This is a genomic window from Micromonospora globbae (assembly GCF_036184225.1).
GTDB lineage: Bacteria > Actinomycetota > Actinomycetes > Mycobacteriales > Micromonosporaceae > Micromonospora > Micromonospora globbae.
On record NZ_CP108084.1, the window covers coordinates 5,598,040 to 5,612,939 of the forward strand.

14 protein-coding genes, 1 tRNA gene and 1 pseudogene are annotated in these 14,900 nt (G+C 73.6%); 7 read left to right on the plus strand and 9 right to left on the minus strand.

From position 1 onward, the window contains the following. The first annotated feature begins 51 nt into the window (after nt 1-51). Nucleotides 52-966 (plus strand): rhomboid family intramembrane serine protease, encoded by a 915-nt coding sequence (locus OG994_RS25360; protein ID WP_120331452.1) that lies wholly within the window; start codon nt 52-54, stop codon nt 964-966. A 70-nt stretch (nt 967-1,036) separates the two neighbouring features. Here the strand turns inward: OG994_RS25360 and OG994_RS25365 are convergent, their stop codons facing one another. Beyond that, complete coding sequence (locus OG994_RS25365; RefSeq protein ID WP_328851181.1) at nt 1,037-1,507, minus strand: PH domain-containing protein; 471 nt, start codon at nt 1,505-1,507, stop codon at nt 1,037-1,039. 119 nt (nt 1,508-1,626) lie between these two features. Here OG994_RS25365 and OG994_RS25370 point away from each other — a divergent pair, with 119 nt between their 5' ends. The 3 genes from OG994_RS25370 (at nt 1,627) to OG994_RS25380 (ending at nt 4,593) form a co-directional block, all read left to right on the plus strand. Next, nucleotides 1,627-2,799, plus strand: coding sequence for a thiolase family protein (locus OG994_RS25370; protein WP_328851182.1), 1,173 nt, complete (start codon nt 1,627-1,629; stop codon nt 2,797-2,799). 133 nt (nt 2,800-2,932) lie between these two features. Continuing rightward, nucleotides 2,933-3,928: a phosphotransferase gene (locus OG994_RS25375; protein ID WP_328851183.1), complete on the plus strand. Its 996-nt coding sequence runs from the start codon at nt 2,933-2,935 to the stop codon at nt 3,926-3,928. A gap of 149 nt (nt 3,929-4,077) precedes the next feature. Continuing rightward, entirely contained in the window at nt 4,078-4,593 is a 516-nt protein-coding gene (locus OG994_RS25380) for a hypothetical protein (protein WP_328851184.1), read from the plus strand. 127 nt (nt 4,594-4,720) lie between these two features. Here the strand turns inward: OG994_RS25380 and OG994_RS25385 are convergent, their stop codons facing one another. Both OG994_RS25385 and OG994_RS25390 read right to left on the minus strand, forming a co-directional pair. After that, nucleotides 4,721-6,319 (minus strand): ricin-type beta-trefoil lectin domain protein, encoded by a 1,599-nt coding sequence (locus tag OG994_RS25385; protein WP_328851185.1) that lies wholly within the window; start codon nt 6,317-6,319, stop codon nt 4,721-4,723. 208 nt (nt 6,320-6,527) lie between these two features. Beyond that, on the minus strand, nt 6,528-8,795 hold the full coding sequence (locus OG994_RS25390) for a hypothetical protein (RefSeq protein WP_328851186.1): 2,268 nt from the start codon (nt 8,793-8,795) through the stop codon (nt 6,528-6,530). Between the two features lie 123 nt (nt 8,796-8,918). On the opposite strand from OG994_RS25390, the gene OG994_RS25395 reads away from it, so the two are divergent. Next, complete coding sequence (locus OG994_RS25395) at nt 8,919-9,623, plus strand: glycosyltransferase family 2 protein (protein ID WP_328851187.1); 705 nt, start codon at nt 8,919-8,921, stop codon at nt 9,621-9,623. Between the two features lie 30 nt (nt 9,624-9,653). Here the strand turns inward: OG994_RS25395 and OG994_RS25400 are convergent, their stop codons facing one another. Next, a complete protein-coding gene (locus OG994_RS25400) occupies nt 9,654-10,553 on the minus strand; it encodes a transketolase family protein (protein ID WP_328851188.1) in 900 nt (299 codons plus the stop codon). 3 nt (nt 10,554-10,556) lie between these two features. Next, entirely contained in the window at nt 10,557-11,348 is a 792-nt protein-coding gene (locus OG994_RS25405) for a transketolase (RefSeq protein ID WP_328851189.1), read from the minus strand. 19 nt (nt 11,349-11,367) lie between these two features. Here OG994_RS25405 and soxR point away from each other — a divergent pair, with 19 nt between their 5' ends. Further along, nucleotides 11,368-11,841 (plus strand): redox-sensitive transcriptional activator SoxR, encoded by a 474-nt coding sequence (gene soxR / locus OG994_RS25410; RefSeq protein ID WP_120331431.1) that lies wholly within the window; start codon nt 11,368-11,370, stop codon nt 11,839-11,841. Here soxR and OG994_RS25415 read toward each other — a convergent pair. After that, nucleotides 11,828-12,805: an NAD(P)H-quinone oxidoreductase gene (locus OG994_RS25415; protein ID WP_328851190.1), complete on the minus strand. Its 978-nt coding sequence runs from the start codon at nt 12,803-12,805 to the stop codon at nt 11,828-11,830. The genes soxR and OG994_RS25415 overlap by 14 nt on opposite strands. A gap of 161 nt (nt 12,806-12,966) precedes the next feature. On the opposite strand from OG994_RS25415, the gene OG994_RS25420 reads away from it, so the two are divergent. Further along, nucleotides 12,967-13,053: transfer RNA gene (locus OG994_RS25420), tRNA-Ser, on the plus strand. A gap of 45 nt (nt 13,054-13,098) precedes the next feature. Here OG994_RS25420 and OG994_RS25425 read toward each other — a convergent pair. The 3 genes and pseudogenes from OG994_RS25425 to OG994_RS25435 all read right to left on the minus strand — a co-directional run. Continuing rightward, nucleotides 13,099-13,836 (minus strand): annotated as a pseudogene (locus OG994_RS25425) (class I SAM-dependent methyltransferase); the annotation flags it as partial. Between the two features lie 363 nt (nt 13,837-14,199). Continuing rightward, the gene (locus OG994_RS25430; protein WP_328851191.1) at nt 14,200-14,586 is read right to left on the minus strand and encodes an MmcQ/YjbR family DNA-binding protein; all 387 of its coding nucleotides are present in this window, start codon (nt 14,584-14,586) and stop codon (nt 14,200-14,202) included. 103 nt (nt 14,587-14,689) lie between these two features. After that, nucleotides 14,690-14,845 carry a hypothetical protein gene (locus tag OG994_RS25435; RefSeq protein ID WP_158610159.1) on the minus strand — a complete coding sequence of 52 codons (156 nt, stop codon included), beginning with the start codon at nt 14,843-14,845 and terminating at the stop codon, nt 14,690-14,692. Between the last annotated feature and the right edge of the window lie 55 nt (nt 14,846-14,900).

A 14,900-nucleotide genomic window follows, 5' to 3' on the forward strand; every position in this document is an offset into this window, starting at 1 on the left:
CGCGCGAGGTACCTTTGCTCGCATGACTGAGCGCTCCGGAGGGTGGACACGGTGAGCGAGTCGCCGCCGACCACCCCGGTCTGCTACCGACACCCCGGCCGGGAGACGTACGTCCGGTGCACCCGCTGCGACCGGCCGATCTGCCCGGACTGCATGCGCGCGGCGTCGGTGGGCCACCAGTGCCCGGAGTGCGTCAACGAGGGGCGCCGTAGCGTCCGGCCGGCGCGTACCGCCTTCGGGGGCGGTGCCGCCGGCCGGCACGGCTACGTCACCAAGGCGCTGATCGCGGTCAACGTCCTGCTGATGCTCCTCTCCATCGCCTCCGACCGGGGCGGTGACGCGGCCGTGGGCGGGCGCGGCTTCGGCGGACTGCTCGGCGGCAGCACGCCGCTGACCGACTGGGGCGCCGTGCTCGGGCTCGCCGTCTTCCCCGACGGCACGGTGGGCGGCGTCGCCGACGGCGAGTGGTACCGGCTCGTCACCGCGATGTTCCTGCACTACGGCGTCCTGCACCTGCTGCTGAACATGTGGGCGCTCTGGGTGCTCGGCCGGTCGTTGGAGGCCACCCTCGGGCCGCTGCGCTTCCTGGCCCTCTACCTGATCGCCGGTTTCGGCGGGAACGTCGCGGCCTACCTGTTCAGCGCCCAGAACGCGGCCACCGCCGGCGCGTCCACGGCCGTCTTCGGTCTGTTCGCCGGGATCTTCGTCATCATGCGGCGGCTCGGGCGGGACACCTCGGCGATCCTGCCGATCCTCGTCATCAACCTGATCTTCACGTTCACCGTGCCGAGCATCTCGATCGCCGGGCACCTGGGCGGCCTGGTGGTCGGCGGCCTGATGGCCCTCGTGCTCGCGTACGCGCCCCGCTCCCGCCGCACGCTGGTGCAGTTCGCGGGCGGCGCGATCATCGTGTTGATCCTTTTGGCGCTGGCCCTGTTCCGGACGGCCCAGCTCCTGGCGGGCTGAGACCCGGGCCGCGATCCGGAGGTCCCGGCCGGCTGACCCGCGGCTCAGGGGTGGTCCGGTGACCCGCGGCTCAGGGGTGGTCCGGCCGTCGCGGCGGTCGCGTCGACTCCGGCACGGCGGCCGTCCGCGCCACGCGCAGCAGCCGGGCCACCTCCCCGGGCTCGGCGCCGAGGTCGTACCGGCTGAACAGGTGCAGCGAGTCCCCGGCATCGATCTCGAGGGTCTCGGTGGAGAGGCCCAGCCGGGACCGGCGGTCCACGGTGATCGCCTCGACCGCCGGCCAGGGCAGGTGCCGCCGCCCGGCGAACCCCTGGATCACGGTGACCCCCGCGTCGTCGGCCGCCAGGCGGACGGGTGCCAGCAGGTCGCGGGCTCCCCACACGGCGAGTGCGGCGGCCGCCACGCAGGCGAGCGCCAGACGGACCACGTCGCCGTCGGCGAACAGCAGGCCGAGCGAGACCAGCAGGACCGCGCCGGCGATCTTCGCGGCGGGCAGGTTCGCGGGCACCCGCCACTCCCGTACCGGGAACGTCTCCTCCACCCGCCCAGCATGCCAGCGGACGGGGGCCGGTGGTGTCGTCCGACGGCGCGCCGCGGGGTGGGGCATCCGGCCAGTCGAGGACGTAGGATCGGGGCAGCCCAGGTTACCGGGGAGTAGACATGAGTGACGCGGTTATCGTCGGCGCCGTACGCACCCCCGTGGGGCGGCGTAAGGGCAGCCTCGCCGGGGTGCACCCGGTCGACCTGTCGGCCCACGTGCTGCGCGCGCTGGCCGAGCGCACCGGCATCGACCCCGCGCAGGTCGACGACGTGTTCTGGGGCTGCGTCTCCCAGGTGGGGGAGCAGTCGTGGAACATCGCCCGCAACGGCGTGCTGGCCGCCGGCTGGCCGGAGTCGGTGCCCGGCACCACCCTGGACCGGCAGTGCGGATCGAGCCAGCAGGCCCTGCACTTCGCCGCCGCGACGGTGCTCTCCGGGCAGGCCGACCTCGTGGTCGCCGGCGGGGTCGAGTCGATGACCCGGGTGCCGATGGGCTCCAGCGTGGCCGGCGGAACGCCGTTCAGCGACGCGGTGCGGCAGCGCTACCGCGGCGTCGAGGGCGTCGCCGAGGACTCCCCGCTCCCCTTCAACCAGGGCGTCGGCGCCGAGCTGATCGCCCAGCGGTGGCGCTTCTCGCGTACGCAGCTCGACGAGTTCGCCCTGGCCAGCCACGAGAAGGCGGCCGCCGCGCAGGACGCCGGCGCGTTCGACCCGGAGCTGGCCCCCGTGGCGCTGGCCGACGGCGGCAAGTTCGCCGCCGACGAGGGCATCCGCCGGGACACCTCGCTGGAGAAGCTGGGGGAGCTGGCCACACCGTTCCGGGAGGACGGCGTGGTGACGGCCGGGTCCGCGTCCCAGATCTCCGACGGCGCGGCCGCCCTCGCGGTCACGACGAGTGAGTGGGCCAGCCGGCACGGGCTGCGCCCGCTGGCCCGGATCCACACCGCGGTCGTCGCCGCCGACGACCCGGTCACCATGCTCACCGCGCCGATCCCGGCCACCGCGAAGGCGCTGCGCCGCGCGGGCCTGGGCATCGAGGAGATCGGGGTGTACGAGGTGAACGAGGCGTTCGCCCCGGTACCCCTGGCGTGGCTGGCCGAGACGGAGGCGGACCCGGAGCGGCTCAACCCGCGGGGCGGGGCGATCGCCCTCGGCCACCCGCTCGGCGCCTCCGGAGCGCGGATCATGACGACGATGCTCCAGCACATGCGGGACAACGGGATCCGTTACGGGCTCCAGACCATGTGCGAGGGCGGCGGCATGGCCAACGCCACGATCGTCGAATTGCTCTGACCGAGCGGCGCGCGCGTCGTCGAGCTGCTCCGGCCGGGCGGCGTGCCGGTCGCGAAGCTGCTCCGGCCGGATCGTGCGCCGGCCGCCAAATCCGGTGGCCCCGGGCCGGCGACCCCGCCTAGCCTGCGGTGCCGTGACCACCGACGGACGGCGGGGCTGGGCCGACGCGCAGCGACAGGACGAGGCCCGCGACTGGCTCGTCGGGAGGCTCGCTGCGGCCGGCCGGCGGGTGACCGGCCCGGTCGAGGCGCGCGTACGGCCGTGGTCGCTCGTCTGGCGGGTGCCCACCGACGCCGGCCCCGTCTGGTTCAAGGCGAACAACCCGGGCACCGTTCACGAGGCCGGGCTGCTCGCGGTGCTGGCCGAGCTGGCGCCCGACCACCTGCTCGCGCCCATCGCCGTGGACGCCGCCCGGGGCTGGTCGCTCCTGCCCGACGGCGGCGCGTCGCTGCGCGAGCTGGTCGGCGGGCAGCCCGATCTGGACCACTGGGAGCACGCACTGACCGCGTACGCCGCGCTCCAGCGCGCCGTCGCGCAACGGGTCGAGGGGCTGCTCGCCCTCGGTGTCCCCGACCACCGGCCCGAGCGCCTGCCCGCGTTGCTGTCCGATCTGCTCGACGACTGGGAGTCGCTGCGGATCGGCGCGGACGGCGGACTGAGCACGGAGACGTACGACCGGCTGCGGGCCGAGCTGCCGGCGTACGCCGACCGGTGCCGGCGGCTCGCCGAGATCGGTGTCCCCGCCACGATCCAGCACGACGACCTGCACGACGGCAACATCTTCGCCACGCCCGCCGGCGGCTACCGCTTCTTCGACTGGGGCGACGCGTCGGTGGCGCACCCGTTCGGCACCCTGCTCGTGACCCTCCGTTCGATCCGGTACGCGTCCGAGCGGGAACCGGGCGATCCCGTCCTGACCCGGCTGCGCGACGCCTACCTGGAGCCGTGGACGGACGCGTACGACAGGGCCACGCTCGTGGAGGCGGCCCGCCTGGCCGTGAACGTCACCACGGTGAGCCGGGCGCTCTCCTGGCGTCGGTCGCTCGACACGGCCGACCCGGCCCGGGCCGAGTACGCCGAGGCGGTGCCAGGCTGGCTCGCCGAATTGCTGACGCCGGACGAAGTCTGAGCGGGCTCACGACAGCGGGAATCCCACGCCCGCATGTCCCACCGGGCTCAGGGCCGGATGTCGGACAGGCGGTGCGACCGTGGCCCGTGGAACTTCTGCAAATTGCGCGTGACCCATGTCACTGCCGCACGCGTGTCGTTGGGCAGAGCATGGACGTCTTCTCCCGAACGTTCCTTCCGGCCGCCGCCGAGGCCGGCCTGGCGCTGCAGACCGTCAGCCGGCACATGCCCGTCTTCCGCCGCTGCGTCGGCTCGGGCGACGCCACCATCCTGGTGACCCGGTGCAGCCGTCCCGACCGTCCGGTCGGCGGCGAGTACCTGCTCCTGCTCACCCACCGACGACTCGTCGTCACCCAGCAGACCCGGGTGCTGCACCGGCTCCGCCTGCACCTCAACACCGAACTGCGGGAACTCAGCAACGTCACGTGGAGCCCCGACCCGCGTACGCACTCCGTCGAGCTGGCCGCCACGGCGATCGACGGGGTCCGCGAGCGGTTCCTGATCCGTACCGGGCACCCGAAGCAGGTGTGGCAGCTCGACACGCTGCTCAACCACGCCTTCCGTACCCGCCTGCGGGCCGCACGGGAGCGGATCGTCGCGACCATCGGTGAGCCCACGGCAACCGCCCGCCCCAAAACGTCCCCCCACCCCACCCCCGTCCGCTAACCCCCCGAGCCCGCGCGCCCCCGCCCACTCCCCGCGATCTTGCAGTTTGTGCCCCTGGTTCGTGGTGGTGTGTGGCTTTTGTCGGGGCGGAAAGTGCAAGATCGCGGGGGTGGAGGGGCGGTCAGGGTCAGTACACCCGGGAGCCGATGAAGTCGTCGTGGCCGTAGCCGACCGGGTTCGGGAAGTTGCGGGACTCGAAGGACCACTTCTGGCGGCTGCTCGTCGAGCAGGTGGCCAGCCGCAGCCGCGGCGTGCCGAGTAGCGGGTTGTCGAAGGCCAGGCAGAGGTTGTTGTTGCCGGCCGGCTTGATCTGGCTGCCCACGAACACGAACTTCTGGTTCGCCCCGCCGTGGCAGTCGTAGATGTTCACGGCCGTCCCCGAGGTCAGTGACCCGTTGGCGACGTCGAGGCAGCGGTCGTGGGAGAGCTCGGAGTGCAGCGACTGCCGGGTCGCGTCGTACCAGAAGCCCTGGTTGCGTCCGCCGTGGCAGCCGTACGACTGCTGCGGCGTGCCGTTGCGCGAGTCGTACCCCTTGCCGTCCAGGCAGGTGCCGGTGGCCTGGTTGCGCAGCTGGCGGAACTCGAGCAGCCCGTCGTAGAGCACGCCCGTGCCCGTGCTGGCCGGGTCGACGCAGGTGGCCCGCTGCTGCCCCGAGTTCCAGAACTGGGTGATGCACTGGGCGAACATGCCGTGCCCGCGGTAGTTCGGGTGGAACGACTGGCGGGCCGCGTTCTCATCCCAGATGCCGAGTTCGATGTAGAGGCCGCGTACCGACGTGCTGTCGGTGCAGACCTCGTGGCCGTGGAAGAGGCGGCTGGCGTCCAGGTAGCGGGTGCCGGTGTTGGCGGCGGCCGCGCGCAGCGCCGACTCGAAGAGCGGCACCGCCTTGTTCCGGGCGAACGCGGCGTCGGCCAGGTAGAGCAGGCAGCCGCCCGCGTACCAGCCGGGGAAGTCCGGGTTGTCCTCGACGTCGGGGCTGCCCGGGCTCGGGTACGACATGAGCACCAGCTCGTAGTCCGAGCGCAGGTAGCCGGCGCCGGTCATGGTGTTGCGGATGTCCGTGAGCGCCGCCTCGACGGCCTGGCGGCTGCCGTCCGTGCGGACCGTCCACTCGTCGGTGTAGGTGGGGTAGCACGGGCCCTGGAACAGCACGCGGCGCAGGGCGCAGTCCGTGGCCACCGGGCCGAACTGGATGGTCCCGTCACCATTCGCGCCGACCACCACCCAGATCAGCCTGATGTGCGTGTTCCGCGCCTTGATCGCCAGGTGGTCGCCCTGGTTCAGCTCGTTGTGCTGGGTGGGCCCGCCCCGGATGAGGTTCCACGGGGTGGCACCCGAGCAGGCGATGTTGTACCTCTCGTCCGCGGCGATGCCGGTGCGGAACACCGCCTGGTCGTACGAGCGGTCGCACCAGTTCCCGGGCTCGTGGGTGCCGGGGACGTAGTTGCCCACCCCCTCACCCGAGATCTCGCTGTCGCCCATGGTGATGAGCGCCGTGCGGCGCTGCTCGATGGGCCGGATGTCCGGTGTGCCGTAGAGGGCGGTGGCCTCGGCGGCGCGGATGGCCTCGAGGTTCGCCGGGAGGGGCTGGATGGCCGGCCGGTCGGCGGCGACGGCGGGGGCGGCCGGGCCGGCGAACATCGGCAGGGCGAGAGCGGCGGCGACGGCCGCGACGGCGATGCGCCGCCGGGTGGTCCGTTCGCGCCTGGCGGAGGTGACAGGCATCGACGCACTCCTTTCCGCTCAATCGCAGGATGTCGATTGAGTTACCAGACGGTAACGTGCGGATCGGCACATGTGAATGCGTCTCGTAATCCTTGCGCGGACTGCCGAACGGTGCCCTTCGGGCGATCCGGACGCCGCCCCCCGGGCGGGCACCCCTGATCGGCCCGCTCACCCCGGACGGTCCGCCCGGACGGTCCGCCCGGACGGATCAGCCGGGCGGAGGCAGGGCGTAGCCGACGTACGTCCGGTACTCGACCCGCCAGCCGGGCGGCACGAGCCGGACGCACGCCGTCCGGGGCCCGGTGCAGACGATGGCGTCCACCGAGGACGGCTCGGCCGGTGGCCGGTCCGGAAGCACCGACCGGAGCGCCAGCAGTTCCGGTGGCCGCCCGTCGGCGTCGCGCAGGAGCAGCCACCAGGGGTACTCCCAGTTGTCGTTCTGCTCCACGAGGCCGATCCGGCGGGCGCCGCTGTCGCGTACCGCCGCGGCCGCCCACCGGAACTCGTCGGCCCACTGTGGCCGGCGCAGGAACCGGGTCTCCCACTCCGACGCGGTGAAGACCGATCCCGCACCGACCAGCCGGCGCGGGAAGCCGTACGACACCGCGAGCACGCCGGCCAGCGCGGAGGTGGCCAGGACGACCGTGGCCGCCAGCGCGGCGATCGACCGCCGGCCCGCGACCGGTGTGGCGGGTACGGCGAGCGTGGGCGTGCTCGCACGGCGGCGGAACAGCGCGTCGAGCCAGAGCCCGGCCAGGGGTACGGCGAGCGTCAGCACGTACAGCAGCAGCCGGTTGCCCCACGGCTGCCACTTGATCATCGCGGTGTGCAGCACCACGACGAGCACCACGAGCGCCGCGTACGCCCGCAGCGCCCCCACGTCCGGCGGGGCGAGCCGCCGCGGTCGGGCCAGCGCGACAGCCGTTCCCAGCAGCGCGAGCGCCCCGGTGAGCGGGAACGCCACGCGGTCCTCGTCCGGGTACCAGGACGGCTCCGGGAAGATCTCCCGTCCGAACGTGATCTCCCGGTCCTGCGGGTCGACGCCGATCGCCTCGGCGCCCTGGATGATCGCCTCGGCGGCGGCGTGGCGTAGCGGCGCGAACGGGGTGTCGAACGCGGTGTGCCCGATCCGGGCCGCGTTGACCAGGACCGACAGCGGGTCGTGCCGCTCCATGGGAATCGACTCCCGCAGCCGGGGTGGCCCGAGGGGATGCCCGAACTCCGCCGTGACCCGCGCCACGAAGGGACCGACCACGGCCGCCGCCACCACCACGACCAGCACCGCGCCGCCGACCGTCCGGGCGATCCGGGGCCCCGCCCCGCCCGCGCCGGGTTCGCCGCGCGCGCCGCCCCGGCCGTCTGCCCCGCCCGGGCCGCCCGCGCCGGCCGCACCCCTCTCGCCCGCCGCGTCGCTGCCGTCTGCCGTCGCGGAACCGGCGCGGGCGAGCCGGAGCTGGGCCAGTCCCCAGAGCACCAGCAGCGGGCCGACCGCGATGAGCCCGTTGGTCTTGGTCACGGCGGTCAGCCCGGCGGCCGCCCCGAGCCCGAGCAGCGTGCCCAGCCCGGTACGCCGCCGCAGCTCGTCGAGCACCAGCGTCGCGGCGCAGCCGACCCAGGCGGCGACCACCAGGTCGGTCTGGGTGCTGGTCGCCTGCAACGCCACCATGGGCGTGGTCGCCAGGACGAACGCGGTCAGGAGCTGAGCCCGACGGCCACCGCCGAGCTGCGCGACGATCCGGGCGGCCACCAGCAGGCAGCCCACGCCGGCAGCCCACTGCACCAGGTTGTGCAGCCGGTCACCGCCGGTGAGCAGCCGCAGGTGCAGCAGCAGGTACTCGGCGCCCGGCGGGATGGTCACCTGCCGGTGGATGGCGGTCGCCCAGAAGTCGAGGTCCGCCTGGGCTACCCAGCGCTCGACCTTGGGCAGGTGGTAGGTCTGCGAGTCGAAGTTGTTGGGCTCGGCGAGGAGCGCGACGACCAGTTCCGCCAGGAGCAGCCCGGCCGTCGTGCCGGCGAGCAGCCGTTCGCCCCGGCTGGCCGTACGCCAGCGCTCGGCCAGCCGGGTCCGCCAGCCGTCACGGGTCGGGCGGGCGTCGGGCGGAACCCCGGCCGGGCCGGCTTCAGCGGTGCCCGGCGCCGCCGGCGGGCCGGCCGGTGCACCGACCAACGCCGGCTGTGGCGCGGCGGCGACGGCCTCCCCGCCCCGCACGGCGTCGCGGCGTCGGCGCCACCCGGCGGCCACCCCGGCCGCCGCGAGGAAGAGCAGCCAGGCGGCGGTCACGGTCAGGGGGGTCAACGCGTGCAGGACGCCGAGCACCTCGACCGTGAGTACGGCGTAACCACCCGTGATCAGGGCGGCACGGACCGTCGCGAGTCGACGAGGCGCCGCGGTCCGCGCCATCGGCCGTGTCGCGGCGGCGAGCAGGGCCATGGCGACGACGGGTGCCGCCGTGAGCAGGTAGCCGGCTGCCGACATGGCGGGAAGTAAACACCATCCGTCTCGTCCGCCACGCCGGATGTCCGATGATGGGGGGCGGCGTTGCGCTGACCAGCCAGGCTACGCTAGGCCTCGACAGGTCGTCCCACCATGGAGATTTCCGTGAAGCTCTCGATCCTTATGCCGGTCTACAACGAGGAAGAGCGCATCGCGGATGCCCTCAAGCAGGCATTGGCGGTCGACTATCCCTGTGAAATCGAGCTGGTCGTGGTCGACGACGGCAGCCGGGACGGCACGGGTGAGATCCTGGGCCGCACCGACGATCAGCGGGTTCGCGTCATCACCCACCAGCGGAACGCGGGCAAGGGCGCGGCCATCAAGACGGCCGTCGACAACGCCGAGGGTGAGTACATGGTCATCCTCGACGCCGACCTCGAGTACGACCCGCAGGACATCCCGAAGCTCCTCGACCCCGTGCTCGACGGCCGCGCCACCGTCGTCTACGGCAACCGCACCTTCGGCAGCCACAGCGCGTACAGCTTCTGGTACGTGATCGGCAACAAGGGCGTCACGATGGCGGCGAACATCCTGTTCAACTCCTACATCGGCGACCTTGAGACCTGCTTCAAGCTGATGCCGGTATCGCTCTACCGCTCGCTGAACATCCGCTCCCGTGGCTTCGGCATGGAGGCCGAGGTGACCGGCAAGCTGCTGCGCCGGCGCATCCGCCCCTACGAGGTGCCGATCAGCTACCGGGCCCGGGGGCGCGAGGAGGGCAAGAAGATCACCTGGCGGGACGGCGTCGAGGCGCTCTGGATCCTCGGCCGGGAGCGCACCCGCCGCCGTCCGGTCGACGCGGACCGCTGAGGTCCGCCCCTCGCCAGGTCGTTCCGCCGCTCAGCGCGCCGGTTGCAGCGCCGCCTCCAGGAAGCGGGTGATCGACCGGCGCAGGCCGGCCGCGTCCAGTCCGTGCCACCGGGTGTGGTCCTCCGCGGAGCCGTACCGACGTAGGTCGGCGTGCCCCACTCCGAGGGCCAGCAGCCGGTGCGGGCGGTCCGCCAGCGCGTCCGACACGACCCGGCTCGACGTACCCGCCAGGTAGGGCTCGACCAGGATCACCTCGGTGCCCGCCAGTTTCCGCAGACCCGCCGTGTCGAACGGCCGGGGCCGGTTGGTGTACGCCACGGTCACGCCCAGGTCGGCGACCGCGTCCAGGGCGGCGTCGAGCACCGGGCCGACCGCCACGAGCAGCGGCGCTCCCGGGCCGGCGTCGCGGACCACGGTGAGGGCGCCGTCCGTGCCGTGCGGCCGGTCGTTGTGCAGGATCGAGAGCCGCAGGTACGCCGAACCGTCCCCGGCCACCGCGTCGCGCAGCAGCGCCGACACCTCACCGGGATGCCCGGGTACGTGCACGGTCCAGCCGTGCAGCGTGTCGATGAGTGAGACGTCGGCCGGGGAGAGGTGGGTACGGCCGGCGGCCGCCCGGTCGTACGAGGCGCCGACGCTCACCAGCACCGCGCTCACGGCCTGGTGGTCCAGGTCGAGTTTGATCTGCTCGTACGCCCGCTCCACGAGGAAGGGCGCGTAGCTGTGCACGACCGGCCGCAGCCCGGTGAGCGCCAGCCCACCCGCGACGCCCATCATGAGCTGCTCCCGGATGCCGACGTTCAGGACGCGCTCGGGATGCCGGGCGGCGGCCGGCGTGAAGGCGGCCGCGGAGATGTCGGCGAGCACGAGGGCGGTCCGGGGGTCCTCGGCCAGCAGGTCGGTCATGGTGTCGACGAAGGTCTGTCGCACGGGTCACTCCCCTCCGACGACCGCGACGACGACGTGCGGTCGGTGGTTGTCGTGCCCGGTCAGGGCGTGGTGCAGGGCGTCGTGGTCGCGCCCGTCGACGGTCACCGCGGTCCAGCCGTTCGCCGTGAACCGGGTGGCCGCCCCGCCGGGCCAGCCGTGGGTGGCCGAGTGGTTGTCGACGACCACGGCGGTCAGGCTGGCCAGGCCGGTGGCCCCGGCGTACGCGATCGCCTCGTGGTTGGAGCCCTCGTCCAGTTCCGCGTCGCCGAGCAGCACGTACACCCGGGGGGTGAGCAGGCCCTGCGCGCGCAGCCCGAGCGCGGTGCCGACGCCGAGGCCGAGCCCGTGGCCGAGCGATCCGGAACCGATCTCCACGCCGGGCACCAGGGTCCGGTCGGGGTGGTCGCCGAGCCGGCTGTCCGGCCCGCCCTGGTCGTCCAGCCAGTCCGGCGGGATGAAGCCCTTCGCGGCGAGCACGGCGTAGTAGCCGGCCACCGCGTGCCCCTTGGAGAGCAGGAACCGGTCCCGGTCCGGGTCGTCGGTCGTCTCCGGCGTGATCCGCAGGATCCGGTCGTAGAGCACCCAGAGCACGTCGATCGTCGAGTACACGTTGGCGCCGAACTCCCGGCCGGCGCGCAGCCGCTCCAATGGCCCGGCGACCGGGCCGGGTACGGCGGGCGGGCCGGGCACGGTCGGCAGTGCCGGCGCCGGTCCGGGGGGCGTGGCCCCGCCCGTCGGGCGGGGCGTGTTGGCAGTTGTCATGGTCATGCCGCTAGCCTGCAAGTTGAAGCGCACTTCAACTCAAGGCGACAGGATGCACGAGTCCCTCACAATCGGTCAGCTCTCGGCCCGCAGCGGCGTGGCACCCTCCGCGCTGCGCTACTACGAGCGGCTCGGTCTGATCCGCGCCGAGCGCACCGGCGGCAACCAGCGCCGGTACGCCCGCTCCGAGCTGCGCCGGGTGGCGTTCATCCGGATCTCGCAGCAGGTCGGCATCTCGCTGGAGGAGATCCGGGCGGCGCTGGACTCGCTGCCCGCGTCCCGGACCCCGAGCGCGTCGGACTGGGCCCGCCTGTCGAGCGTCTGGCGGGAACGCCTCAACGAGCGGATCCGGCTGATGACCAAGCTCCGCGACGACCTGGACAGCTGCATCGGCTGCGGCTGCCTGTCGTTGCAGCGCTGCGCCCTCTACAACCCCGGCGACCGGCTGGCCGGCGAGGGGCCGGGCGCCCGGCTGGTCCTGCCCGCGCAGGCCGTGGAACCGGAGGCCGGCGTCACCCCGTCGTGAGCAGCACCTTGCCGAGGTGGTCGCTGTTCTCCACCCTCCGGTGCGCCTCGGCGGCCTCCGCCATCGGCATCCGGCGGTCCACGACCGGCCGGATCCGGCCGGCCTCGACGAGCGGCCACACCTCGTCGCGTACGCCCCGGACGATCGCCGCCTTCTCCGCCGCCGGCCGGGCCCGCAGCGTCGTGGCCCCGATCGTGGCCCGCTTGGCCATGAGGGCGTTGAGGTCCAGCTCGCCCTTGCGCCCGCCCTGGAGGCCGATGACCATGAGCCGTCCGCCGGTCGCGAGCGCGGCCACGTTCTGCCGCAGGTAGCTCGCGCCCATGATGTCCAGGACGACGTCCGCCCCCCGGCCGTCGGTGACCCGGCGCACCTCCTCGACGAAGTCCTGCCCGGCGTAGTCGATCGTGTGCGCGGCCCCCAGCTCGCGCAGACGCTCGTGCTTCGCCGCGCGGGCGGTCACCAGCACGGTGGCGCCGAGCGCCACGCCGAGCTGGATCGCGAACGTGCCGATCCCGCTGCCGCCGCCGTGCACCAGCAGCGTCTCGCCGGCACGCAGCCCGGCCAGCCGCACCACGTTGGACCAGACCGTGCAGGCCACCTCGGGCAGCGCCGCGGCGTCGACCAGGTCGACGCCGGCCGGCACCGGCAGCACCTGGCCGGCCGGAACGGCCACCCGCTCGGCGTACCCGCCGCCGGCCAGCAGCGCGCAGACCTCCTGGCCCACCCGCCAGTCGGTCACGTCCGGACCGACGGCACTGATCACACCGGAGCACTCCAACCCGAGGTACGCGGGCGCACCCGGCGGCGGCGGGTAGTGCCCCTGCCGTTGCAGCAGGTCCGCCCGGTTGACGGCGCTCGCCCGCACGTCCACGACCACCTCGCCCGGGCCGGGTTCGGGATCGGGCACCTCGGCCCAGACGAGTGCCTCGGGTCCACCGGGTGACGGAACGGTGATCGCGTGCATGGTCCAGTCTTACCCGACCGGCGTCCACCCCGGGGGCCGTGGGTCTGCGTCGGGTCGGAAACGCCTCCGCCGCGCGCCCGCCGGCGCTGCCGCCCCCGCTCGTCCGGCCGCCCGGCATGGCAGACTAGGCACGGCCGCGTACGTTCTCGGAACGCGGCCCGGGAGGGTTCGCCTAGTGGCCGATGGCGCTGGTCTTGAAAACCGGTAAGGGCGCAAGCTCTTCGTGGGTTCGAATCCCACACCCTCCGCTCCCCACGGGCGGCGCGAACGCCCCTTGACCTGCGGTGCCGGGTTCAGGCGACGAGCAGGCGAAGGCCCAGTTCCGCCGCGTCGAGGTCGACGAGGTCGCGGTTGCGTTCCGCCCACCGGCCCGAGGCGAGGTCGTCACGCAGGTCGCGTACCGCCCGCTGCTCGGCGTCCGCCCCGACCCTGGACCAGACCGACACCCCGCGCCGGACGTTCTCGTCCAGGTACGCCTCGGGCCGGCGCCAGTGGGCCTCGAAGAAGCCGTCCACGCAGTCCCACGGGATGAGCACCGGCTCCACGCGGGCGCCGATCGCGCCGGCCAGGTCGGTCAGCGACGGCCGGCCGACCCGGAGGTCACCGACCTCGGGGAGGTAGTCGCGTGTGAGCCAGAAGCGGTGGAGCCATCCGGCGTCGCTGGTGTCGTGCGTGAACACCACCACCCGGCGGGCGACCCGCCGCATCTCGCGCAGGCCAGCGATGGGGTCCGGCCAGTGGTGGATGGTGGCGAAGGCCATAGCCGCGTCGAAGGACTGGTCCGCGAACGGAAGGTGCTCCGCGTCGGCGGCCACGCACGGCGCGGCAGCGGCGGGGCGCTGTGCCCGCATGAGCGCCGACGGTTCCACGGCGGTGACGCCCCGGTCGGCGGGCTCGTAGGAGCCGGTGCCGGCGCCGACGTTCAGCACCGTCCGCGCGTCGCCGAGCGCCGCCCACACCTGTGCGGAGATCCGGGGCTCGGTGCGCCGCGTCGCGGTGTAGGTGGCTCCGATGGTGTCGTACAACTGGGTGCTGGACATGCCGCCGCCTCCCTGGCCGTCACCGTCCCCGCGCCGCGTGCGGGGCCTGACGCCGCTGCCAGAGTAGGTCACGGTCGCGGCTTGCGTGGCCCGGCCGGCCACGATGGACGGGTGGGCCCGACGCGCCCTAGCGGCGCCGTCCGCGGCTCGCGGCGAACCAGACGACGCCGCCGATCAGCGCCAGCGACGTGACGAGGCAGCAGAGCGTGGCGATGTGCCACGGCTTGATCGCACCCATGCCGCGGCACTGTACGCACCCCGCGCCACCCCGGGCGACGGCGCGGGTCGCAGGGGCGGTGGGGAACGTCTCCGCTCAGCGCTCTTCGGCGGGCCGACGTCGAACGCCGTCTCCGCTCAGCGCGGTTCGGCGGCTGGAGCGTCGTCGAGGTCGCCGACGAGCGATTCGGGGGCGCGCATGCGCCACGCGTCGGTGACGAGTTCCTCCAGGCGGTACACGTCCACCTGCGCCAGACGCAGCATGACCAGGGGCAACCCGTCGTACGCGGGCGTGGTGAAGAAGCGCTCGGGCTCGCCGAGCAGGAGCGCCTGCTTCTCCGCCTCGTCGCCGACGTACAGCACCGCGATGTCGGTGCGGATCACGCGCGGTCGGCCCGGTTGGCGTTCGGGGTACGACCAGACGAACCCCTTGCCGCCCACGCGGAAGTCGAAGCCCTCGCTGTCGATCTCCTCCACGTGGGGCAGTGCCAGCGCCAGCCGGCGGACGTCCTCTGCGTCAGCCATCGACGCCGCTCCCACGGATCCGGTGTCGGTCCGACGGCGTCGATGGGGGAAGGCGGCTCGGCATGCCGCCATTCTCACCCGTCCACGGCCGCGCGCCAGCGCCCTAGTCCCGCCGTTCCGCCGAGCCGCGCTCCTGGCGGATCCTCTCCTCGGCCAGCCGCTCGACCGCGCGGCGGCGTTCCTCGGCGATCGCCCGCTCGTCCGGCCGCTGCCGGAGCGCGGTCACGATCGCCGCGAGGAAGTCACGCCAGACGGCCAAGAGTTCTCTCCCGGGATCGTTGCCTGTGGTCAACGGTAGTGAGACGAACGGTTCA